Origin of the sequence: Parapedobacter indicus (assembly GCF_900113765.1) — a bacterium.
Classification (GTDB): Bacteria; Bacteroidota; Bacteroidia; order Sphingobacteriales; family Sphingobacteriaceae; genus Parapedobacter; species Parapedobacter indicus.
This window is the reverse complement of the sequence record NZ_FOQO01000001.1, coordinates 231,752-254,530: the sequence shown is the minus strand read 5'-3', so window position 1 is coordinate 254,530 and position 22,779 is coordinate 231,752. Positions and strand designations below refer to the sequence as shown.

The window sequence follows — 22,779 nt, the reverse complement described above, 5'->3', positions numbered from 1 at the left end:
TTATAACCTTTCGTCCAATTGTGCCACCATCTTATTCTTCCACTCACGAAAATCTCCAGCCAAAATATGTTTGCGAGCCTCCCCTACTAACCAAAGATAAAAATGCAGGTTATGTAACGTAGCGATCTGTGCGCCGAGAATCTCCTGCGACCGGATGAGATGCCTCAAATAAGCCTTGCTGTATACCCGATCGGCGAGCAAATCGCTCTCGGCATCAATGGGTGAAAAATCCGCCTCCCATTTTTTGTTTTTGATATTGATGATGCCCTGCCGGGTAAACAACATGCCATTTCGCGCATTTCGTGTAGGCATTACACAGTCAAATAGATCGATCCCCAAGGCAATGTTTTCCAGTATATTGACCGGTGTGCCTACGCCCATCAAATAACGCGGCTTTTCGGCGGGAAGTATGTTGCATACCACTTCGGTCATCGCATACATCTCTTCAGCCGGTTCGCCCACCGACAGTCCGCCGATCGCATTACCGTCGCGTCCGAAAGCTGCAATGGTTTCTGCTGATCGTTCTCTCAAATCCCGATATACCGACCCCTGCACAATAGGAAACAGCGTTTGCTCGTAACCGTAAAGAGGTTGCGTATGATCAAACCGGTCACAGCAACGTTTCAACCAACGATGGGTCATATCCAACGACCGTTTGGCATATTGATAGTCGCAGGGATAAGGTGTACATTCGTCGAAGGCCATAACGATATCCGCCCCGATGATCCGTTGCGTATCCACTACATTTTCTGGTGTAAAAAGATGTTTAGAACCGTCGATATGCGATCGGAATGTAACCCCCTCTTCTTTGATTTTGCGTACCTCAGTAAGCGAATACACCTGATAGCCCCCGCTATCGGTCAATATTGGCTTGTCCCATCCATTGAACCGGTGCAGCCCACCGGCACGATTTAATATATCCAATCCCGGCCGCAGGTAAAGATGGTATGTATTGCCGAGGATGATCTGCGCCCCGATATCCCGCACCAGTTCATGCTGATGTACTGCTTTTACGGTACCCGCTGTACCTACAGGCATAAAAATAGGTGTCTCGATTGTGCCATGGGCAGTTTCAATCGCACCGGCACGTGCCTTGGACTGTCTGTCTTTTGCCTGAAGGGTGAATTTCATGTCGCGCAAAAATAGGGAAAAACAAATTAACCTACTATCTTTGTCAGCGTATATGGACGTCTTCAGCCAAATAACCGGAATAGCATTCTTTTTTTTGTCAGGGATATGCGGATTACTGTTAATCTTTCAGTTATATTTTCTCCTGTCGGTTTACAGTAAATTAACGCTTTACAAAGTCCCGTCCCTACCGGAGAAATTGCCGTTCTACCCCCTGTCAGTCATCATCTGCGCTCGCAACGAAGAAGAAAATTTACGGAAGAATCTACCTCACATCCTGGGGCAGGATTATCCAACATTTGAAGTGGTACTGGTAAACGATTTTTCGGAAGATGAAACTAAGTGGCTGCTGAAGGACCTTTGCACGCAACACCCGCATCTAAAAGTAGTCGAAATCGCCGAACACGTACGTTTGAAGCACGGAAAGAAGTTTGCCGCCACGTTAGGCATCAAGGCCGCTCAGTACGAGCATTTAGTTTTCACCGACGCCGATTGCGTTCCACAGTCCACCCAATGGCTCAAACATATGAACGGCGCATTTGCCGGCGGGGAGGAGATCGTGCTTGGCTATTCACCCTACGTAAAAAAATCCGGATTGCTCAACGCCCTGATCCGCTTCGAAACATTCCATACGGCCATGAGTTATCTTTCTTACGCACTTCGGGGAAATGCATATATGGGTGTGGGACGTAATCTCGCTTATACTAAAAGCTTGTTTTTCAGAGGAAAGGGATTTGCTTCCCACATGCACATTGCCTCGGGCGACGACGACCTGTTCGTAAATCAGAATGCTACTCCGCATAATACGGTCATCTGCATTCATCCTGAAGCGCAGGTATGGAGCGAACCCAAAACCACGTTTTCGGCATATGCCAGACAAAAGACGCGACATGCAAGCGCGTCAAAAGCGTATAAACCTTCGCACCGTCGAATGCTGACAACCCAACTGGTCAGTGCGTTTCTTTTTTATCTGTTCGTCATTGCAACCGTTGTCGTTTATCCACAGTACTGGTATATCGGAGCTGGCATGTATGTTTTCAGGTTGTTGGTGCAGCTTTTAGTCTATTATCCCATCACCAAGAAATTACAGGTGAAGGGGTTGCTGTGGGGATTGCCGCTATTAGACATCGCCTATTACGGCTACATCTGTCTCAATGGCTTCGCTGCGCTATTTAAAAAAGAAGTCATGTGGAAATAAGTACCAAATACGAAGTACGAGATTAACAGGACAAAAGCATGTTCAATCCAGGTGTTGATATCATCTACCGCTATTTTCCGAAACTTTCGGAACTACAACGGGAACAATTTGCGAAATTAGGAGACCTATACGCGCACTGGAACGCACAGATTAATGTGGTTTCCCGTAAAGACGTCGGTAGCCTTTACCTCCACCATGTATTACACGCTCTTAGCATTGCCAAGTTCATCAACTTTACACCCGGCACACAAGTCTTAGATGTCGGTACGGGAGGCGGCTTCCCAGGCATTCCGTTAGCTATCCTGTTTCCCGAGATACAATTTCATCTTGTCGACTCCATTGGCAAAAAAATAAAGGTCGTGCGGGAGGTGGCAGCAGCAATCGGTCTGAAAAATGTAGAAGCTTATCACATCCGTGCCGAACAGCTGGATGAAAAATATGATTTCGTCGTATCGCGCGCCGTCACTCGTTTGGCCGATTTCTATCCCTGGGTTAGCAATAAATTCCTCAAAAAAGATAAAAATGCCATTCCCAACGGCATCTTATACCTTAAAGGAGGCGATTTGCGCGAAGAAATCCGGGAAGCACATCTTCGCGCGGAAGTACATTCGCTCGCCCAATATTTTACTGAAGATTTTTTTGAAACCAAGCACCTGGTGTACATTCCGATTTAAATTCCTATCCATCCGTTTGATTTACGTCAACGGTGTTCTACTAATTTGACCGTAACCAACAATTGTCCGACGTGTCGCTGGGTATGTTCAGCGGCGTGAAACAATAGACCTATAACCGTCGTAGGTATTCGTTTTCGGCCAAGGTATCGGGTGTGGGTCAACTGCGTTTCATCAACCTGCTTGAGCTGGACAATGGCCTGGTCCACTCGGTTGTGCAAAGCAGCCACCAATTCGGCACTAGCAATCTCAGACATTTCCGCTCCCTCTGCGCGCAAGTAATCAAACTGGGCTTCAGACAATGACAGACCTTCTGCGTAGGTAAACAAGCGGTCTATAACACCCGCTATGTGTTTTAAATGAAAACCCACAGCCGCCACTCCACCCGGCCGTTGCCATAGATATCGGTTGTCGAAGCCCTCCATATACACGGCTACCTCTTCCTTCGCCTGCAGCAGGGCATGTGCCACGGGCTGCAATAATGCCGGGATCCCGGGTACCGGACCCCGCATCCATACTTCGAGTTGTGGTGCTTCCGCCATCGATGAGTTTATTTTATTATCGGACGCACACAATATACTACTTTTATAATATTTTTTATACATTCGCTTTATCCTATGAGCCTCCTTCATCAAATAGCGTTAACTAAAATAAACGGTGTGGGGCCTGTCATCGCCCGCCATTTACTGGATCATTTTCAGGCTGCCGAGGCGATATTTACCGCCCCAAGGAAGGAACTTTTGGCCATTCCCGGAATCGGCAGCCGACTGGCAGCGGCCATTTTAGAGTCAAGGGTACTCCGTGAAGCCGAAAACGAACTCCGATTCATCGAAAAGCATCGTATACAGACCCTCTTTTGGAATGAAAACAGCTACCCTAAGCGCCTCAAAGAATGTCCCGACGCACCACTGCTGCTCTATTATAAAGGAAATACCGATCTTAACGCATCGCGCATCATCAGCATCGTCGGCACACGCAATGCTACTTCGTATGGAAAATTGATCTGCAGCGAATTTGTGCGAGACCTTCAACCGTATGGCGTGAGCGTAATCAGCGGACTAGCATACGGTATCGACAGCCATGCCCATCGCAATGCACTGACGTATGGTTTGCCTACTGTTGGTGTCTTGGGGCATGGCCTCGATCGAATTTACCCTTCAGCTAACCGCGAAATGGCTGCCCGAATGTTGGATCAAGGCGGATTACTCACCGAATTTCCTTCGGGCACCAATCCCGATAAACGGAATTTCCCAATGCGTAATCGCATCATCGCCGGCCTATCCGACGTGACTATTGTAATTGAAGCTGCCATCAAAGGAGGTGCACTTATCACAGCGGAAATCGCTAATACGTATAATCGTGATGTGTGTGCGTTTCCCGGAAACCTCAATCAGGAATTTTCATCCGGATGCAATTACTTGATTAAAACCAACCGCGCTCATCTTATCACCGGCGCAACGGATCTGGCGTACCTCATGAACTGGGAAATTGACGAAAGAAAACAACCTCCCAAACAGCTCCCGCTTCATGTTTCGCTGGATAAAACGGAACAACAGGTATATGATGCCATTCAGGCAGCCGGACAGATCGCTATCGATGAACTTTCGCGGCGATTGCAATGGCCACAAAGTAAGTTAGCGATCACGTTGCTAGAAATGGAGATAAAAGGCGTCATTGCTGTACTGCCAGGGTGGGTGTATCGAATTTTGAACTAACCTGCAAACCAATTAATTAGGAGTATGCATTATTTCTATTGATTTTCTCACGATTTTCGTTACCTTTGCACCATGGGTAAGTCTTTTACGACCAGCTCCCCAAGAATCCCCCAGGGCGGGAACGCAGCAAGGGTATTGGGTTGTAGCGGTGCGATAAAAGGAGCTTGCCCATTTTTTATTGATAATTCCGGCTACGAACAAGTACATGACGGTTCTTGCATATCCCCACAAGTTTATCTAAGTTTGCATCCCATAATCAAATTTGCATGAGTTGGTTTAGACGTGAAAAGGCCGGTATTAGTACGGCTACCGAACATAAAAAGGAAGCGCCCGACGGCCTTTGGAACAAATGCCCTTCCTGCAAAAAACCTTTGCTGAACATCGAACAGATCGAAAACAAGTATGTATGCCAATATTGCGGTTATCACCTCCGCATTGGATCGGCCGCATACTTTTCCATCCTTTTTGATGACAATCAGTTTACGGAGCTGTTTGCCAACCTGAAATCCGGAGACCCCCTACACTTTGAAGACACCAAAAAATATACGGCACGTTTGGAAGAAAGCTACGCCAAAACCGGATTGAACGATGCGATTCGTTGTGCCCACGGTAAAGTGGAGGGCCGCGATCTGGTAGTGGCATGCATGGACTTCACATTTATCGGTGGCTCCATGGGATCGGTAGTGGGCGAAAAAATTGCGCGGTCCATCGACTACTGCCTCCAACACCGGACCCCTTTCATGCTGATATCGAAATCGGGCGGTGCCCGTATGATGGAAGCTGCATTTTCACTGATGCAGATGGCCAAGACATCAGCTAAACTCGCGCTGCTTAACGAAGCAAAACTACCCTACATCTGTCTACTAACAGACCCCACCACCGGCGGCGTAACAGCTTCTTACGCCATGCTGGGCGACATTAACATTGCTGAGCCAGGTGCGCTCATTGGTTTCGCGGGCCCTCGTGTCATTAAAGAAACCATCAAAAAGGACCTGCCTAAGGGATTTCAAACTTCTGAGTTTCTGCTGGAGCACGGTTTTCTCGATTTTATTGTCGACCGCCGCCAGCTCAAACAACAAGTAGCCCTGTTTCTATCGATGGTCAGCTAGCGGATGTGCAAAACCGCATATTTACTAAACTGCGACTTCGCTTCTTATGGATTTGCAACGAAATCGGACATTTTGTTTCGTACCCCGTTGTATATTCAATCAACTTTAGTTAAGTTTGCCGCCAGCTAGTAGCTATCTTTGTAGTCGAAGTCAGTCTGACCATTAACTGAAATCCATTAAATGCAACGCTAATGGCGAAAACAAAGTACCATTACAACTCTCATACATTGAAATATGAGAAGATAAAAACAAGTACCAGGACCTGGACCTTCCGTATTATCGGTTTCCTTACGAGTTCCTTCGCATGTGCGATTTTCCTCTTCTATATAGGTTTCACGTTTTTTGATTCGCCGAAAGAAAAACAACTACAACGGGAAGTAGACCAAATGGCACTTCAATACAACCTGATGCAGGAACGGCTGAAGCAGATTGATGCGGCCTTGGAAGGCATGCAACACCGCGATGATAATATTTACCGGGTGATCTTTGAGGCCGACCCCATAGACTCCGATATCCGCAAGGCAGGGTTTGGCGGCGTCAATCGATACAAAAATCTTGAACACTTCAGTAATTCAGATTTGATGGTTGAAACGGCCAAAAAACTTGATTACATTACCAAAGCGCTGTACGTACAATCGAAATCGTACGATGACCTGACCGAAATGGCAAAATCCAAAACCGAAATGATGGCTAGCATTCCAGCCATCCAACCTGTGGATAGCCGTAAGGGGCATGCCGGTGTATCGGGTTTTGGCACACGAATACATCCGGTATATAAGATCCGGAAAATGCACGCAGGAATCGACTTCGCGGCACCGGTAGGCACTCCGATTTATGCGACCGGAAACGGAAAAGTCGAAGCGGCGGGCATGGATGGCGGATATGGGCGGCGGATAGTCATCAACCATGGGTACAGCTATAAAACGCTTTATGGCCACATGAGCCGGTTTGCAGTGCGGGTGGGCCAACGGGTACAACGGGGCGATTTGATCGGCTATGTAGGCAATACCGGAATTTCCACCGGCCCCCATGTACATTACGAAGTGCACAAAAACAATAAGCCCGTAAATCCCATTAATTTCATTTATAACGACCTTACTCCCACCGAATACGTAGCCATCTTAGAGGCTGCATCACAGGAAAATCAGTCGTTCGATTAATAGGCGTAGGATATTTCAACGGTAATTGTATCTTTGCAAAGCAAAGGTACATCAATCCCGTTCGTTATATGCCTTACAAAGAGCGCGAAATAAACAAACTCTATTACACCATGGGTGAAGTGACAGCCCTATTTGGTGTTAATGCATCCCAAATACGGTTTTATGAACGCGAATTTGACATTCTTCAACCCAAGAAAAACAAGAAAGGAAACCGGCTGTTTACTCCCGATGACATTGCAAACCTGAAAGTCATCTTCAATCTGGTAAAAGACAAAGGATACACATTGCAGGGAGCAAAAGACTACCTACGAAACAATAAAAGCGAAGCGCGGGAAAATCAACGGGTCATTGACTCGCTCCAGCGCTTGAAAACCTTCCTATTGGAAGTACGCGACAGTCTTTAGCTGGATAAATTCTTCTACTTTTTCCACCATCGCTATACTACCGATAAAAATCGGCGTACGCTCATGGAGTTCTTGGGGTTGGATGTCTAAAATCCGTCGCCATCCATCGGTTGCTTTCCCGCCCGCCTGTTCAATAATGAAAGCCAACGGATTGCATTCGTACATCAGCCGCAGTTTTCCCTGCGGATGTGACGACGTGGTGGGATACAGAAACACCCCCCCTTTGATCAGGTTACGGTGCACATCGGCCACCATCGATCCGATGTACCGGGATGTGAAAGGCCGGTTGGTCTCCGGTTCCTCCACTTGGCAATATTTGATATAATCTTTCACACCCTGCGGAAATTTTACGTAGTTACCTTCGTTGATGGAATAAATTGTACCATCGAGTGGTATCCGCATATTCGGATGCGAAAGGCAAAATTCACCAATGGAAGGATCAAGCGTAAACCCATTCACACCTTTACCGGTGGTATAAACCAGCATCGTTGAGGAACCATAAATCACATAGCCCGCAGCAACCTGTTGCGTTCCTTTTTGAAGAACTTCCTCAAGCCGTATAGGCCCGCCCGGATCGGTACGCCTGTAAATCGAAAAGATGGTACCCACAGATACATTGACATCAATGTTTGAGGAACCATCTAATGGATCGATACAGACGATATATTTGGCATTTCGAGACACATGGGAATCAATGAAGATGCAGTCATCGTGTTCTTCAGAAGCGACAACACAGCATTCGCCACCGCTGCGTAACGCAGAAATAAACTGCTCATCTGCGTATACATCCAGCTTCTTCTGGCCTTCACCCTGAATATTGGTTGTTCCATTATCCCCGAGTATGTCAACAAGCCCAGCTTTATTTACTTCGCGGTTCACAATTTTTGCGGCAATGCCGATATCGCGTAACAGCCTTGATAGTTCGCCCTTCGCATACGGAAAGTCAGCCTGTTTTTCGATGATGAACTGGCCCAGTGTAATCACTTTCGTCATTAAATCCTGCTTTAGTTAGTGTATTATAATACTTAAAAACGCAAGCAAAAATAGCCAAAAACAGCATTAAAACAACAAAAATCAAAAAACTTAGTGTAAATATAAATTAAACATTATGCAATTCGACAACCTCAAGGTCTTCAATACGATTATCGTGAATGCTAAAACGTAAAAGCGTACGAACTTTATGCCACCCCTGCTTTCCGGCGGCGCCCGGATTCAGATGCAGGCATTGTAACTTTTGGTCGTACATGACTTTAAGAATGTGCGAATGGCCGCTGATAAAAAGTTTAGGTGGATTGAGTTGGATTGCTTTCCGTACTTGTGGACTATAGTGATTGGGGTAGCCGCCGATGTGGGTCATCCAGACGTCCACCTCCTCACAATAAAAACGCAGGTGCTCAGGATACATCGCGCGAATATCCTTGCCATCTATATTTCCATAAACGCCCTTCAGTGGCCGGAATGCCGCCAGTGTATCCGCCACTGCAATATCACCGAAATCTCCAGCGTGCCATATTTCGTCACACAACTCAAAATGTTTAAACACCCGCTCATCCAGGTAACCGTGCGTATCCGAAAGCAACCCGATTCTGATCATAGACGGGCGAATATAAGAATTCTTAAAATGCCAAGAAAAAATCGGCCAACAATGTCCGGTATGCTTGGCTATATACGCCTTTATCTTCGTAAATTACCAAGTCGCCCGTCAATGCCGGAATCGCTAATGGAGTTTTACCAATGGCTAAAATGCAACGGATCGGCGGATGAGATGCAAACGATCGGATGTTATGCTGCCCTTGCACAACCAAGCCGTATTCATCGATTGCCTGCTGCTTGATCCACTCTGCCACTGGAATCGGAAGCACAAGCTGCAAACTTCCCTTTGCCGTCAGCCACTTGAAGGCCCGATCCAGCAATTCGGAATAAAACGACGTTTCTGTATGCCGAGACACCCGCTTTCGGTAGTCTCGACTTTTAAGTGCATGCAGAAAAAAGGGGGGATTGGACACGATGAGATCAAAAGCCTCCATCGGCTGAAAATCTGCTAAGGCGACAGCCTGAGCAGAAATCCGCGTTGCAAAAGTGGATCTGATGAAATTCTCACCAGCCAGTTTAGCCGCAAGGGCATCTACTTCAATGGCTTCCACCCTGGCCGAGGGGAATCGCTGTGCCAACATCAGCGCGATCACGCCAGTACCGGTTCCTATATCAAGGATGCGCCCAGGACCAGCCGCCGAAGCCATAGCACCCAGCAACACTCCATCGGTATTCACTTTCATGGTACTTTCAGTTTGATCGACCACAAATTGCTTAAAACGGAATATAGACATACGGGGGTAAAGTTAAAAATTCAGATTTCTATTGCGTAATTAGCGAATAGTTCCGATCATTGTAGACGCACATGTAAATTTGGCGCAATCCAAGCGAATCACCGAATCACTTTTGGACATGTCATGAAGAACTTTCGGTACGGCACTGATAAACTTACCATAAGGTCGGTTTTAGCACTCACTCACGGGCGACTCCAAGGGACACTTTCTGCCAAGGCGCGGCATAAAGTGGATCAGTCGGCATCATTCGTAAAAGACATGGTGTCCAACCGTGAAGTGGTGTACGGCATCAATACGGGATTCGGTCCCTTATGCAACACCGTCATCTCCGCCAAAGACGTCAACCAGCTACAATGTAACCTACTGCAAAGCCATGCGGTAGGCGTTGGCACCCCTCTCCCTGTCTCTATTGCCAAAACCATGATGATCATGAAGGCGCAGGCGCTTGCCCAGGGCTATTCCGGTGTACAGTTGCGTACATTGGAGCGTATCATCTGGATGGCTGAACAGGACATTATCCCTATGGTTCCGTCACAGGGTTCGGTGGGAGCATCGGGCGACCTCGCTCCGCTCGCCCATCTTTTCTTACCACTCATTGGGCTTGGCGAAGTATGTTTCAAAGGAAACATTATGCCAGCCGAAGTTGCACTGAAGGCCTGCGGAATGTCTCCATTACAGCTTGGTCCCAAGGAAGGATTGGCGTTGATCAACGGCACGCAATTCATTGCGGCCCATTCCGTGCATGCTTTACACCGGATGTATACTACCCTCGAGGTAGCCGACCTTATCGGCGCGATGTCGTTGGAAGGACTCATGGGCTCTTACAAGCCGTTTGATGCCCGTCTGCACGAGCTCCGCCCGTTTCCGGGAAATCAATTAGTCGCCCATCGCTTGTGGGAATTGCTCCATACCTCAGAGATCGCCAACTCACATCCGGATTGTGGACGGGTACAGGACCCTTATTCGCTACGATGTATGCCTCAGGTACACGGCGCTTCGCGGACGGCGTGGCTACATCTCAAGGAGCTCACCGAAATTGAAATTAATGCGGTCACCGATAATCCGATTGTACTGGGACAGCACGAAGCCATTAGCGGCGGTAATTTCCACGGCCAGCCGTTGGCTATCGCTATCGACTACGCCACCGTCGGTGCTGCAGAACTTGGCAACATCTCTGATCGCCGGAGTTACCTCACCATCGAAGGGCGTTACGGCCTCCCCAAACTGCTAATACCGGACGCCGGTCTCCATTCGGGCTTCATGGTACCGCAATATACGGCAGCGGCATTGGTCTCCGAAAATAAGACGTTGTGCTTTCCAGCAAGTGCCGACAGCATCCCGACATCACTGGGACAGGAAGACCACGTGTCGATGGGCGCGATCGGTGCGCGTAAATTGAACAAAGTTATCGACAATCTCGAATATATTTTGGCTGTCGAGCTGCTATATGCTGCCCAGGCGCTGGATTTCCGCCGCCCTCTCAGGTCATCGGAGGTATTGGAGGCATGCCATAGCTTGGTAAGAAAAGAAGTTCCTTTCGCGGATCGTGACCGTATCTTCGCCGATGATATCAACAAGCTGCAGCAGCTGATCAGCAGTGGCCGGCTGCTCGACGAGGCGAATCAAGCTGCCGAGGCGTCCGGTTATCACCTCAACAAACCCAACTATGATGTATTTGGCATTTAAGCCTCAAATTTATATCCCACGCCTTTTACCGTAGAAACATAATTTTCGCCTATTTTTTCACGCAGTTTACGGATGTGTACATCAATGGTCCGATTGGTAACCACCACCGAATCTTCCCAGATATTCTTTAGAATTACCTCCCGGGTATACACTTTACCCGGTTTGGAGGCCAGCAGGTAAAGCAGTTCAAATTCCTTCTTTGCCAGCACGATCTTTTCCCCGTTCTTAAACACCAGGAAAGCTTCCCGATCAATTACCAAATCCGAGATCTCCAGCTTCTCATTAGGGAGTTCATCGGTAGGTGCGTTCCGCCGTAGGATTGCATTGATGCGGCTTAGGAGGGCGCGTGGTTTGATGGGTTTAGCGATGTAATCATCCGCACCAACATTAAATCCCGCGATCTCCGAATACTCTTCACTCCGGGCGGTAAGAAACACCATGAACGTGCTTTTGAACTCCGGCATGGCCCGCATGATACGACAGGCTTCTATTCCATCCATTTTGGGCATCATTACGTCCAGGATAATCAGGTCAGGCATGATCTTTTTTGCCGTCGTGACAGCCTCTTGACCGTTGGACGCGGTGTGTACCTGATAACCCTCCCGTTTGAGGTTATAGGCAATCAGCTCCACGATATCGGGTTCATCGTCGACCACCAGAATCTTTTGTTTTGCAGTGCTCATCGTGTTTTTTTTGCTAAAGTATGTACTTATTGACAAATCATTGTTAAACCAATATTAACAAATCATTAAACAGCACATGTCATTAACACAGAATATTCACTAATCCAACGTTTTCTTTAAAAAGGTCGCCAATTCAGGACCTCTTAAGTTTTTTGCGATAATTATTCCCTTTGGATCAAGTAGATAAGAGGCAGGAATCGCCTGTATCCGGTACAGACCCACCACCTCGCTGCCCCATTGCTGTAAGTCTGAAACTTGAGTCCATTCCAGCCCATCGTCTTTTATGGCACGCATCCAAGAGCCGGGATTATCGTCTAATGACACACCCAATATCGTAAACCCTTTATCTTTAAAGGCGTGATATTGTGTTACAATATTCGGATTTTCCTGACGGCAGGGCACGCACCAGGAGGCCCAAAAATCTACGAGCGTATATTTGCCCTGGAAGTCTGATAGTTTCACGCGCTTATTATCCGGTGTGATCGACTCAAAATCAGGTGCCGGCTGCCCCACTGCCAGCCGCTTCAGACGCGCCATTTCCTCCACAAATTGCCGTACCTGTACGTTGTCATTCCATCGACCCGCAATCCGGTCTGCATAAGCGACCAGCTCCGCTTCCGCCAATTCCTTATCCAGTGTGCTCATGGCAAAAAAGCCAGCCAAGTCGTCGTGTTCATTTGCAAACTGGATAGCAGCATCTGTGTATGCCTGCATATGCTCGCGGTATTTTTGCATAAATTGCTGCCGCAGGTCCGTAAGCTTGGCATCGTCCAACCCCGCTGCCTGCGTGGCAAACGAAGCTTCCAACTCGGCTTCAAATTGTTCTTTCTCAGTAATCGTACCGGCAAAATGCTGTATTTTTTCAGATAACGGAGAACCGGAAAGTTCGTAGGTATTCCCTTCGGACATCAAATCGGTGCGAAACATAACGCGGTCACCATTCTGCAGTATTAAGTGATATTTGTTATTTCCGGCTTGCAACGTGAGCAGCCGCGGATTCGCCGCTGCCCGGCGCAACACGAATTCGCCCTGTTCGTTCAAAAACACGGAATCCAATTTCCGGTCTCCCTCATACAAGACAACGGTACGTATGTTTCCCGCATGGTGTATTTCACCTTCAATTGTAAACTGGTCGTCATTAGCACACGCCGACAACAAACACACCAAAATCCCTGTTATTACACTTAATCGTATCATCTATTGAGACATTACAAATTCTTTTGCGTTGGCCAGCGCGCGGGGTAAGCCGCTGGCATCCTTACCTCCCGCTGTTGCATAAAAAGGTTGGCCACCACCACCTCCCTGAATTTCCTTTGCCAGTTCACGTACAATGGTGCCGGCATTCCAATCCTTTTGTTTGATCAAACTATCTGAAACAACTACCGTAAGCAACGGTTTCCCATTTATTTCGGCTCCCAGTACAAGAAACAGATTTTCGACTCCACCTTTTAAAGCATAAGCCAGGGTCTTTACTGCCTCTGCATTAGGAAGATCTATCTGATCAGCAATAAAACTCACTCCGTCGATATCCAACGCCTTAGCTGTCAGTTTATCCTTTAATTGAAGTGCCTTGTCAGTCACGGTGCGCTCAACCTCTTTCCGTAGCGAGTTATTCTCATCCAACAGCCGATTCAGTGCCGACGCCAGGTCTTTCGGATTGTTAAGCAGCTCCCGGAACCTGCTAACGGTCTTTACCTGCTCTTCGATAAAGCGCTCTGCTGCGCTTCCTGTAATAGCTTCTATGCGTCTTACTCCCGCCGCCACAGCACTTTCGGCAACAATTTTGAAAAAGCCGATCTGTCCGGTTGCCTGCACATGTGTACCCCCACAGAGTTCCTTTGAAAATCGGTCATCAAACGTAATCACACGCACATGATCGCCATATTTTTCCCCAAACAATGCGGTCACCCCGGCATCAATTGCTTGTTGGAAGGGCACATCCCGTTCTTCTTTCAATGGAATATTTTCTCTTATTTTATCATTCACAATGCGTTCAATCTGTAAAAGCTCGTCGTCATTCACTTTTGCAAAATGCGAGAAGTCAAAACGGAGGTAATCGGTGTTAACCAGCGAGCCTTTTTGGTTCACATGATTTCCAAGCACTTGTTTCAACGCCGCATGCAGCAAGTGGGTAGCCGAATGATTTCCTTCGATATCGCGCCGTCTTTCTGCATTTATCGCAGCAACAAATGTACCCCGTAAATCGGTCGGCAACGACTGCGCATAATGTACAGCGAGCCCGTTTTCTTTTTTTGTATCGGTAATGACTATTTTTTCACCAGTCTCACGTGAAACCAACATCCCCGTATCGCCTACTTGGCCTCCACCCTCTGCATAGAACGGCGTAGCGGTCAACACCAGTTGATATTGCTCTTTTCCCTTGGCGGCAACTTTCCGATATTTAAGAATTTCGGTTTCGCATTCCATTTGGTCATATCCAACAAAATCTACCGATTCGCTTTCCTGCAGTACGACCCAGTCATCGGTATCGATGGCAGTAGCGGCCCTCGAACGGTTCCTTTGTTCATCCAGCGCCTGTTGGAATCGAGCCATGTCTATACGCCAACCTTTTTCCCTCGCCAACAGTTCGGTTAAGTCAATTGGAAACCCGTATGTGTCATATAGTTCAAAAGCGAAGTCCCCATCTATCACTTTAGCGTGCCGTTTATCATCGCAACTATTTGCATCGCCAAGCGATTTATTCAATTCTCCCCGTAAAGCACTATTTCTCAATGCTCCATCTTCCAAAATATAATTTTCAAAACGTTGTACACCTGTAACTAATGTACGCAGAAAAGACTGTTCTTCTTCCAGTACCACCTTCTGCACAAACTCCTGCTGAGCTATCAATTCGTCAAACACTCCTTCAAATTGCTTTGCCAATAGCGGCACCAGCTCGTGTAAAAATGGCTCTTTGAAATGGAGAAATGTATATGCATATCGAACGGCGCGCCTTAAAATGCGCCGGATTACATATCCTGCCTTATTGTTTGAAGGCAATTGGCCGTCGGCTATGGTAAAGCTAATGGCTCGAATATGGTCAGCCAGCACCCGCATGGCAATATCCGTCTTTTCATTGCTACCATACGTAATACCTGCTTTTCGAGCGATATACCCAATGATGGGTTGGAATACATCCGTATCGTAGTTAGAAGATTTACCCTGGATTACCCGTACCAAGCGTTCGAAACCCATTCCGGTATCTACATGTTTCGCGGGCAGCGGATGGAGTGAACCATCTTTTTGACGGTTAAACTGCATAAACACGAGGTTCCAGATTTCAATCACTTGCGGATGATCGGCGTTTACAAGCGTCTTCCCGTCCACCGCATTCCGCTCGGCGTCGGCGCGGCAATCCACATGGATTTCGGAACAGGGGCCGCAAGGTCCCGTATCTCCCATTTCCCAAAAATTATCTTTTTTATTGCCAAGTAAGATGCGGTCTTCGGCGATGATTTCTTTCCAATACGTATATGCTTCATCGTCTTGGGACAGTCCATCTGCTTTGTCGCCCTCAAAGATGGTTACATAAAGGCGGTCTTTATCCAGTTTATATACTTCGGTAAGTAACTCCCAGCTCCATGCAATTGCTTCTTTCTTGAAATAATCACCGAAGCTCCAGTTTCCCAGCATTTCGAACAACGTATGGTGATAGGTATCGATCCCTACCTCTTCCAAGTCATTATGTTTTCCCGATACACGCAAACAGCGTTGAGTATCCGTTATACGAGAAAAATTCGCCCGGGCATCTCCCAAAAAGATATCCTTGAACTGGTTCATACCAGCATTGGTAAACATCAGTGTCGGGTCATTTTTCACGACCACCGGAGCAGAGGGCACAATATGATGCCCTTTATTTTTAAAAAAAGCCAGAAAAGCTTCGCGGATTTCCCTACTTGTCATTGAAAACGATTGTTAATCTTTTGCGCAAATTTAGGCAAAATAGCATGCAATTGCAATTTCATAGGTAAACGTAACGGCGGCTAAACTGGGCAGACCAAATTCAGAAACTCGTTCTATATTGAAAAATAAATAGACTTTAAATAAATAGGATATATTATTTAAAATTCATCGTATCATTATCGTATTTTCATCGTATTGTTATCGTATTAAATACGATAAAAACACCTAATTTTTACCATATATATATATATGATATCTAGTAAAATTGCATTAACTTTTAATCTAGTTATTGTTTATTTTTAATGGTAAAAATATCAGAAAACTACTTGGAAACTTTGAAACATATCCTATTTTTTTAATAAATGGCTCGCTAATTGCTTAATGGGGATAAAATAATAAACTAATTACGGACGAATGAGAATAAATATTACCAAAACCGGATGGCTTGCCGCAGCAGGCATCCTATCTGTAACACAATTGGTTGCGCAAACACCAACCCTAAATGAAGTAAAGCCTTTTGCACCAGACACTGAATATCGGACGTGGTCTATCGGCGTACATGGCGGCCTCTTAAACCAGTCGAACCTGATCGGTTTACGGCGTAAATTCGACCAAGTCGAAAACAACTTTGGCTATGGTCTTTATGTAAAAAGGCAAATTCTTCCCGGTTTTGGTATACAAGCTGAATATGTGGGCGGGAAAGTATCCGGAGTGCGGGAAAACAACGGCAACTCGTTTGAAACCAAACTACCGTGGTCAGTGGCTGTGTCTGCCCACGTCACCCTTGCCAACATCAACTGGCGGCAGCATCAGGGGCTGATCAAGCCTTACGCTAATGTCGGTCTGGGTGCCCTGGGCTTTGAGCCTTCTTCTGAAATAAACGGTGTGACCACCGATTACGATCAAACTACGAAGCTCTTTGTACCCGGTGGTGTCGGACTGAAATTTGGGGTGTCCAATGACATTGCCATCGATTTAGGTTATCGCCTTAACCTCGTTCAGTCTGCTAATTTTGATGGCTCAAGCCACGGCGGGTCCAAAGACATCTTCTCCTATGCCCACGTTGGTGTGGAGTTTGCGCTTGGTGACCGGAGCAAACCGTTCCTTGCCAACAGCAACCCGGTATCAGCCATGCAAAAAGAGTATACCGCTCAGTATGACGAGTTGGTTGCTCAGAAAGCAACGCTTGACGCTCAAAAAGCAGAGAACGAAAAATTAAAATCACAACTGGAACGCCTGTATGCAGATCTTGCAGATGATGATGGCGACGGCGTAGCAAACCGATACGACAAATGTCCTGATACACCCGAAAAAACCAAGGTGGATGGTGCGGGATGTCCTTTACCTGAACCCAAAGCTCCCGTTGTTCAACAAATTACCGTAACAGATGAAGATCGGCGAGTTGTGGATGAGGCCATCCAAAATCTGGAATTTGACTTAGGGAAAGCCACAATTCGGGCAACCTCACATGCTAGCCTCAATAAGGTTGCGGCGTTGCTTATTGAGAAAAACTTCAGTCTCAAATTGGCGGGCCATACGGACAACACCGGCTCTATGCAAACCAATATGCGTCTTTCGAAAGAAAGGGCCGAGGCCGTAAAAGCTTACCTTGTAAGCAAAGGTGCCAATCCATCGCGTATTGAAGCTACCGGATATGGTCCAACCCAGCCAATTGCCAGCAACAACACGGCAGAAGGCCGCCAACAAAATCGACGGGTGGAGTTCACGCTGTATTAAGTTAAAAACCAAAAGTTAAAAGTCAAAAAGCCGGCCTGGTAATTCAGACCGGCTTTTGCTTTCTTACTTAACCCATTCACTTTTTATGTTTGATTTTTTACTTTTTACTTTCAACACTTCTCTCTTTGAATTTCAATAAATTAACCTTACCTTTGCACCGCCTTAGGCAATAGTGCCTATTGTATACATAATATTCATGAACCCATTTATTGAACTGGGGATCCGTCATGATATTGTTAATGCCATCACAGAGTTAGGTTTCGAGAAACCCACTCCCATCCAGGAACAAGCCGTTCCCGTACTTTTGACAGGCAGCAACGATTTTGTCGGATTAGCCCAAACCGGTACCGGCAAAACAGCAGCGTTTGGTCTGCCCTTATTAGAACTATTGGATTTTTCACAGCGACACCCGCAAGCGTTGGTACTATGTCCTACGCGCGAGTTGTGTCTGCAGATTTCCAAAGACATCGAAAAATTTGCCAAGAACATTCCGAATGTCCATGTAGTCGCCGTTTACGGCGGTGCTAGCATCAGCGATCAGTTGCGGCAGATCCGTCGAGGCGTGCAAATTGTCGTGGCCACCCCAGGACGCATGCTCGACATTATTGGTCGCAATGCCATCGATTTTTCTAATGTAAGGTATGTGGTGTTGGATGAAGCTGATGAAATGCTCAACATGGGCTTTCAGGAAGACATCAACAATATCCTGTCCACTACTCCGGATGAGAAAAAAACATGGCTGTTCTCAGCCACCATGCCTGCCGAAGTTCGGCGGATTGCGAAAAATTACATGACCGATCCATTTGAACTTACTGTAGGCACCAAAAACAGTGGTAACGCCAATATCGAACACCACTACTACGTAATACGTGCGCGCGACAAGTATGCAGCTTTTAAGCGCATTGTGGATTCAAATCCCGAGATTTTCGGTATCGTATTCTGCCGTACAAAAGTTGAAACCCAGGAAATTGCTGAGTCCCTCATCAAGGACGGTTATAATGCCGACTCGCTGCATGGCGATCTCTCGCAACAACAGCGGGACAAAGTAATGAAACGCTATCGCGAACGTAGCCTTCAACTATTGATTGCTACCGATGTTGCTGCACGTGGCATCGACGTAAATGATGTAACACACGTCATTAACTATTCGCTGCCGGACGAAATCGAAAACTACACCCACCGAAGCGGCCGTACCGCGCGGGCCGGTAAAACGGGTATTTCACTTTCATTGGTAAATCTCAAAGAACTGGGTAAGATACGCCAGATTGAGAAAGTCATTGGTAAATCCTTTGTCAAAATGGAGGTCCCAAGGGGCGAAGCGGTAGTAGAAAGCCAGTTGTTTGCCATGATCCACAAGGTGCAGCAGGTTTCCGTAAATGACGATCACATCGATCCCTATTTACCAAAAATCCTAGAAAGCTTTGCCGATCTGAGCAAGGAAGAAATCATCAAACGATTTGCCTCACTTGAATTCAACCGCTTTTTGGAATATTATCAAAATGCGCCGGATCTCAATGTGGATGCCAATGAAGGACGCAATAGCTTCGATCGCGAACGAAAAGGTAAAGGTGAGCGTTTTGGCCGCGATGGCTATAAATCGGATTACACCCGTTTATTCATTAATCTCGGTTCGGTGGATGAATTCACCCGCGGGGATATCCTCGGATATATCTGCAATACAACACATATAAGTGGCAAGTCTATCGGCAAAATTGATCTGAAAGGTGTTTACACGTTTTTTGAAGTCGAGAATGCTTCGGTTGACAAGGTATTCAGCGGATTTCAAAACGCTGAATTCAATGGCCGCAGTGTACGCGTGGAAAATGCCGGAGAAGGGCGCGGGGATAGCCGTGGCGGAGAAAAACGTAACCGATCGTTCCGTAACGGATCATCGGATTACAATGGTGGCCGCCGCAAGCGTGAAAACGGTGGCGGTTTCCGGGATTTCTCGGGAGGAAAACGTAGAGAAAAAAGCCGTTGGTAGGAAACGACCCTTATTATTAAAAAAATCCTTTAGCTTCTCGCTAAAGGATTTTTTTGTGACGGCCACAATTATTAATCACCGTACTAGTCAATATCCGTTATCGGTGCATAATGCGGCACCAGCGACTTCATGATGACCCAGCCGATTAAATAGGCAACCGAACAAATTGAAAAAATAATGAAATATCCCGATTCAATTCCAGTAAAGCCCATAAATTTCATATCTGTGTTGGCTGCATGATCGAAAAGCATGCCCGATCCTTTGTTGATAAAGAAGGACCCGACACCACCGGCCATTCCGCCGATTCCGGTAATGGTGGCCACACTTGACCGTGGAAACATATCGCCGATTGTCGAAAAAATATTCGCAGACCACGCTTGGTGCGCTGCAGCAGCTATACCGATAATCAATATCGGAATCCATACGGAGATATGACCCAACGGCTGTGCAAGCAGTGTCAATAACGGGAAGAACGCAAAGATCAGCATTGATTTCATTCGGCCGGCATACGCATTCATTCCCTTTTTATCTACAAAATAAGTAGGCAGCCATCCGCCTATTATCGACAACAATGTGAGTGCATAGAGCACAAATATATGTAGCGCGCTTTCCGTAGAGTCTAAATTATAAACCGAACTAAGGTATGCAGGCGTCCAAAACAGGAAAAACCACCAAACTCCGTCCGTCATGAATTTGCCTACCGCAAACGCCCATGTTTGCCTGTATCCAAATGCCTGCAAGAAAGACATTTTTCTACGTACCGACGGTTGGTCCGTCGCCGTCGACGGCTGTTTTTCCACATCGTCCTGCTGAATATAAGCCAGCTCAGCCGCATTGACTTTGGGGTGCTCATGCGGCTTTTTGTACATGAAAAGCCAAAAACCCATCCAGATGAATCCCAATGCCCCGATAATGATAAAGGATGCCTCCCAACCATAAGCTTCTGCAATAAAGGGAACGGTCACCGGTGCAGCCAATGCTCCTACTGTTGATCCGGCGTTAAAAATACTAGTCGCAAATCCACGGTCTTTTTTTGGAAAAAACTCCGCCGTCGCTTTAATGGCTGCCGGAAAATTGCCCGATTCACCAAGTGCTAACACAATCCGGGCAACAATAAACAAGGAGACGCTGACCGAAATGACGCTCCCTACATCGCCGACCGTACCAAGCAACTCTTTCGCCTGTTCAAAACCGACAAACCAATTGCCCGTGAGGACACCCGCTGTAGCAATCCCGCAATATGCATGCAAACAAGCACCAACAGACCAGATACCAATTGCCCATAGAAACCCTTTTTTGGTATCCAGCCAATCCACAAACCTCCCCGCGAACAGCATTCCGATGGCATATACCAACGAAAAGATGGCGGCGATATTTCCATAATCACTATTCGTCCAATGAAACTCCGGAACGATGAAATCTTTCCACGTCAATGAAAGAACCTGTCTATCCAAATAATTGATTGTAGTGGCAAAAAAAAGCAAATAGCAAATCGTCCATCTGTATTTACTGGCTCGCTGGCTAGAAGTCATCATATAAGTTTTAATGTGATTAGATTTATATCGCGTAAACGTTTACGCCAGCCAAATATAACAACACTTGTTGAAATGCCCCGCTTTATTACCGAATTTCTTCGAAATCGTTTTCGCTCTCACCGCGAAAGTTCATTCCAGCCAAAGTACCGGTTTGCGTTGTGATAGCAGATATCTTGGATCATCCGTCCGATCCATGGCAGGTCATTTGGCAATTCACCATTTTCAATTTCCGTTCCGAATAAGTCGCACAGGAGCCGCCGGAAATACTCGTGGCGGGGGAAGGAAAGGAAACTTCGTGAATCGGTCAGCATACCCAAAAAGCGGCTTAACAACCCCATATTGGCTAATGCATTGATCTGTTTGATCATTCCATCTTTTTGGTCGAGGAACCACCAGGCTGACCCAAATTGAATCTTACCAGCCACAGACCCGTCATTGAAATTTCCGATCATCGTTGCCATCAATTCATTGTCGGCTGGGTTCAGGTTATATAAAATTGTCTTTGCCAGTTGATTATCACGATCGAGCCTATCGAGAAATTTAGAAAGCGCTTTTCCATGTCGGAAGTCACCGATGGAATCCCAACCGGTATCGGGCCCCAGTTTCGCCATCATCCGCGAATTGTTATTGCGCAAAGCGCCCAAGTGATATTGCTGCACCCAATTTTTTTCCGCATCCCATTGCGCAAATACGAGCAACAGCGCCGATTTAAATTTCCGGTGTTCCAAGTCGGACACTGCCTGTCCCGTCAACGCCTTTTCAAAGATGCGTCGAACCTCTTCATCCGTATAGTCTTCGGCATATATCTCTTCCAATCCATGGTCGGACACACAGCAGCCCATAGATGCAAAAAAATCATGGCGGGATTTGAGCGCGTATAGGTAATCGTCAAAACCTGAGATGGAGCGACCCGACACGTTCTCCAAAGCCGCAACGTACGCTTTAAATTTACCCAGGTCGCTGAGATTCATTCCTGCATCTGGGCGAAATGCCGGGAAGACCGGGATTTCGTAGGCTTCTTCGCGCAATTGCTGGTGAAAATCGAGTGTATCTGTGGGGTCATCTGTCGTACAGATGATTTTCACATTCATGCGTTCCAGCAATCCGCGCACGCGGTATTCTGGTGATTGGAGTTTTTCCTCGGTCTCATCAAATATGCGATCTGCGGTACCTGGATTTAGGAGTTCCGATATACCGAAATAGCGTTGCAGCTCTAGGTGTGTCCAGTGATACAGCGGGTTCCGCATGGTGTAAGGCACCGTTTCGGCCCATTTACGGAATTTCTCACGGTCGGATGCATCGCCGGTAATATAACGTTCATCGACACCGTTTGTCCGCATGGCCCTCCATTTGTAATGATCGCCATTGAGCCACACCTGTGTGATATTATCAAAATGGGTATTCTCAGCGATCTGTTGCGGCGGCAGGTGGCAATGATAATCAATGATGGGCATGTTTGCCGCATATTCATGGTATAAAATCTGAGCGGTATCTGTACTCAACAGAAAATGCTCATCCAAAAATTTCTTCATTTTGTAT

The 22,779-nt window shown here is 46.8% G+C and carries 19 protein-coding genes and 1 other RNA gene; 10 read left to right on the top strand and 10 right to left on the bottom strand.

Going from position 1 to position 22,779, the window contains the following annotated elements; translation table 11 throughout:
- Positions 1 to 1,131, bottom strand: coding sequence for a tRNA guanosine(34) transglycosylase Tgt (gene tgt / locus BMZ56_RS00980; RefSeq protein WP_090622821.1), 1,131 nt, complete (start codon positions 1,129 to 1,131; stop codon positions 1 to 3).
- Here tgt and BMZ56_RS00975 point away from each other — a divergent pair.
- Both BMZ56_RS00975 and rsmG read left to right on the top strand, forming a co-directional pair.
- Positions 1,130 to 2,326 (top strand): glycosyltransferase, encoded by a 1,197-nt coding sequence (locus tag BMZ56_RS00975; RefSeq protein ID WP_501037360.1) that lies wholly within the window; start codon positions 1,130 to 1,132, stop codon positions 2,324 to 2,326. The genes tgt and BMZ56_RS00975 overlap by 2 nt on opposite strands.
- Positions 2,327 to 2,364: 38 nt before the next feature.
- On the top strand, positions 2,365 to 3,000 hold the full coding sequence (rsmG, locus tag BMZ56_RS00970) for a 16S rRNA (guanine(527)-N(7))-methyltransferase RsmG (protein ID WP_090622818.1): 636 nt from the start codon (positions 2,365 to 2,367) through the stop codon (positions 2,998 to 3,000).
- 26 nt (positions 3,001 to 3,026) lie between these two features.
- On the opposite strand, the gene BMZ56_RS00965 is transcribed toward rsmG, so the two are convergent.
- Positions 3,027 to 3,539, bottom strand: a complete 513-nt coding sequence (locus tag BMZ56_RS00965) for a DinB family protein (protein WP_090624389.1) — start codon at positions 3,537 to 3,539, stop codon at positions 3,027 to 3,029.
- A 75-nt stretch (positions 3,540 to 3,614) separates the two neighbouring features.
- Between BMZ56_RS00965 and dprA the strand changes: the two genes are divergently transcribed.
- The 5 genes from dprA to BMZ56_RS00940 all read left to right on the top strand — a co-directional run bounded on the left by dprA (position 3,615) and on the right by BMZ56_RS00940 (position 7,385).
- Positions 3,615 to 4,712 carry a DNA-processing protein DprA gene (gene dprA / locus BMZ56_RS00960; RefSeq protein ID WP_090622816.1) on the top strand — a complete coding sequence of 366 codons (1,098 nt, stop codon included), beginning with the start codon at positions 3,615 to 3,617 and terminating at the stop codon, positions 4,710 to 4,712.
- Positions 4,713 to 4,786: 74 nt separating this feature from the next.
- An RNA gene (gene ffs / locus BMZ56_RS00955) (signal recognition particle sRNA small type) lies at positions 4,787 to 4,885 on the top strand.
- A gap of 93 nt (positions 4,886 to 4,978) precedes the next feature.
- On the top strand, positions 4,979 to 5,821 hold the full coding sequence (gene accD, locus BMZ56_RS00950; RefSeq protein ID WP_090622813.1) for an acetyl-CoA carboxylase, carboxyltransferase subunit beta: 843 nt from the start codon (positions 4,979 to 4,981) through the stop codon (positions 5,819 to 5,821).
- Between the two features lie 191 nt (positions 5,822 to 6,012).
- Positions 6,013 to 6,981 (top strand): M23 family metallopeptidase, encoded by a 969-nt coding sequence (locus tag BMZ56_RS00945; RefSeq protein ID WP_090622809.1) that lies wholly within the window; start codon positions 6,013 to 6,015, stop codon positions 6,979 to 6,981.
- A gap of 68 nt (positions 6,982 to 7,049) precedes the next feature.
- A complete protein-coding gene (locus BMZ56_RS00940; protein ID WP_090622802.1) occupies positions 7,050 to 7,385 on the top strand; it encodes a MerR family transcriptional regulator in 336 nt (111 codons plus the stop codon).
- Here the strand turns inward: BMZ56_RS00940 and fbp are convergent.
- The 3 genes from fbp to BMZ56_RS00925 form a co-directional block, all read right to left on the bottom strand.
- A complete protein-coding gene (gene fbp / locus BMZ56_RS00935; RefSeq protein ID WP_090622798.1) occupies positions 7,359 to 8,378 on the bottom strand; it encodes a class 1 fructose-bisphosphatase in 1,020 nt (339 codons plus the stop codon). The genes BMZ56_RS00940 and fbp overlap by 27 nt on opposite strands.
- 106 nt (positions 8,379 to 8,484) lie before the next feature.
- Positions 8,485 to 8,979, bottom strand: coding sequence for a metallophosphoesterase family protein (locus BMZ56_RS00930; RefSeq protein ID WP_090622795.1), 495 nt, complete (start codon positions 8,977 to 8,979; stop codon positions 8,485 to 8,487).
- Positions 8,980 to 9,001: 22 nt separating this feature from the next.
- Positions 9,002 to 9,712, bottom strand: coding sequence for a tRNA1(Val) (adenine(37)-N6)-methyltransferase (locus tag BMZ56_RS00925; RefSeq protein ID WP_090622791.1), 711 nt, complete (start codon positions 9,710 to 9,712; stop codon positions 9,002 to 9,004).
- Between the two features lie 123 nt (positions 9,713 to 9,835).
- Between BMZ56_RS00925 and hutH the strand changes: the two genes are divergently transcribed.
- Positions 9,836 to 11,398, top strand: a complete 1,563-nt coding sequence (gene hutH / locus BMZ56_RS00920) for a histidine ammonia-lyase (protein WP_090622788.1) — start codon at positions 9,836 to 9,838, stop codon at positions 11,396 to 11,398.
- Here hutH and BMZ56_RS00915 read toward each other — a convergent pair.
- The 3 genes from BMZ56_RS00915 to alaS form a co-directional block, all read right to left on the bottom strand.
- Complete coding sequence (locus BMZ56_RS00915) at positions 11,395 to 12,081, bottom strand: response regulator transcription factor (protein WP_090622785.1); 687 nt, start codon at positions 12,079 to 12,081, stop codon at positions 11,395 to 11,397. The genes hutH and BMZ56_RS00915 overlap by 4 nt on opposite strands.
- A gap of 99 nt (positions 12,082 to 12,180) precedes the next feature.
- Positions 12,181 to 13,278 (bottom strand): TlpA disulfide reductase family protein, encoded by a 1,098-nt coding sequence (locus BMZ56_RS00910; protein WP_245893024.1) that lies wholly within the window; start codon positions 13,276 to 13,278, stop codon positions 12,181 to 12,183.
- On the bottom strand, positions 13,279 to 15,984 hold the full coding sequence (gene alaS, locus BMZ56_RS00905; RefSeq protein ID WP_090622781.1) for an alanine--tRNA ligase: 2,706 nt from the start codon (positions 15,982 to 15,984) through the stop codon (positions 13,279 to 13,281).
- Positions 15,985 to 16,398: 414 nt separating this feature from the next.
- On the opposite strand from alaS, the gene BMZ56_RS00900 reads away from it, so the two are divergent.
- Positions 16,399 to 17,721: an OmpA family protein gene (locus BMZ56_RS00900; RefSeq protein ID WP_090622777.1), complete on the top strand. Its 1,323-nt coding sequence runs from the start codon at positions 16,399 to 16,401 to the stop codon at positions 17,719 to 17,721.
- Between the two features lie 196 nt (positions 17,722 to 17,917).
- Positions 17,918 to 19,705 (top strand): DEAD/DEAH box helicase, encoded by a 1,788-nt coding sequence (locus BMZ56_RS00895; protein ID WP_090622772.1) that lies wholly within the window; start codon positions 17,918 to 17,920, stop codon positions 19,703 to 19,705.
- Positions 19,706 to 19,788: 83 nt separating this feature from the next.
- Here BMZ56_RS00895 and BMZ56_RS00890 read toward each other — a convergent pair whose 3' ends face one another.
- Positions 19,789 to 21,237: an MFS transporter gene (locus tag BMZ56_RS00890; protein WP_090624384.1), complete on the bottom strand. Its 1,449-nt coding sequence runs from the start codon at positions 21,235 to 21,237 to the stop codon at positions 19,789 to 19,791.
- 119 nt (positions 21,238 to 21,356) lie between these two features.
- Entirely contained in the window at positions 21,357 to 22,772 is a 1,416-nt protein-coding gene (gene uxaC / locus BMZ56_RS00885) for a glucuronate isomerase (RefSeq protein WP_090622768.1), read from the bottom strand.
- Between the last annotated feature and the right edge of the window lie 7 nt (positions 22,773 to 22,779).

Bases quoted from the DNA above. Each gene is read 5' to 3' on its own strand.
- BMZ56_RS00975 (WP_501037360.1), top strand. From the start codon at position 1,130: ATGTCGCGCAAAAATAGGGAAAAACAAATTAACCTACTATCTTTGTCA.
- tgt (WP_090622821.1), bottom strand. From the start codon at position 1,131: ATGAAATTCACCCTTCAGGCAAAAGACAGACAGTCCAAGGCACGTGCC.
- rsmG (WP_090622818.1), top strand. From the start codon at position 2,365: ATGTTCAATCCAGGTGTTGATATCATCTACCGCTATTTTCCGAAACTT.
- BMZ56_RS00965 (WP_090624389.1), bottom strand. From the start codon at position 3,539: ATGGCGGAAGCACCACAACTCGAAGTATGGATGCGGGGTCCGGTACCC.
- dprA (WP_090622816.1), top strand. From the start codon at position 3,615: ATGAGCCTCCTTCATCAAATAGCGTTAACTAAAATAAACGGTGTGGGG.
- accD (WP_090622813.1), top strand. From the start codon at position 4,979: ATGAGTTGGTTTAGACGTGAAAAGGCCGGTATTAGTACGGCTACCGAA.
- BMZ56_RS00945 (WP_090622809.1), top strand. From the start codon at position 6,013: ATGGCGAAAACAAAGTACCATTACAACTCTCATACATTGAAATATGAG.
- BMZ56_RS00940 (WP_090622802.1), top strand. From the start codon at position 7,050: ATGCCTTACAAAGAGCGCGAAATAAACAAACTCTATTACACCATGGGT.
- fbp (WP_090622798.1), bottom strand. From the start codon at position 8,378: ATGACGAAAGTGATTACACTGGGCCAGTTCATCATCGAAAAACAGGCT.
- BMZ56_RS00930 (WP_090622795.1), bottom strand. From the start codon at position 8,979: ATGATCAGAATCGGGTTGCTTTCGGATACGCACGGTTACCTGGATGAG.
- BMZ56_RS00925 (WP_090622791.1), bottom strand. From the start codon at position 9,712: ATGTCTATATTCCGTTTTAAGCAATTTGTGGTCGATCAAACTGAAAGT.
- hutH (WP_090622788.1), top strand. From the start codon at position 9,836: ATGAAGAACTTTCGGTACGGCACTGATAAACTTACCATAAGGTCGGTT.
- BMZ56_RS00915 (WP_090622785.1), bottom strand. From the start codon at position 12,081: ATGAGCACTGCAAAACAAAAGATTCTGGTGGTCGACGATGAACCCGAT.
- BMZ56_RS00910 (WP_245893024.1), bottom strand. From the start codon at position 13,278: ATGATACGATTAAGTGTAATAACAGGGATTTTGGTGTGTTTGTTGTCG.
- alaS (WP_090622781.1), bottom strand. From the start codon at position 15,984: ATGACAAGTAGGGAAATCCGCGAAGCTTTTCTGGCTTTTTTTAAAAAT.
- BMZ56_RS00900 (WP_090622777.1), top strand. From the start codon at position 16,399: ATGAGAATAAATATTACCAAAACCGGATGGCTTGCCGCAGCAGGCATC.
- BMZ56_RS00895 (WP_090622772.1), top strand. From the start codon at position 17,918: ATGAACCCATTTATTGAACTGGGGATCCGTCATGATATTGTTAATGCC.
- BMZ56_RS00890 (WP_090624384.1), bottom strand. From the start codon at position 21,237: ATGACTTCTAGCCAGCGAGCCAGTAAATACAGATGGACGATTTGCTAT.
- uxaC (WP_090622768.1), bottom strand. From the start codon at position 22,772: ATGAAGAAATTTTTGGATGAGCATTTTCTGTTGAGTACAGATACCGCT.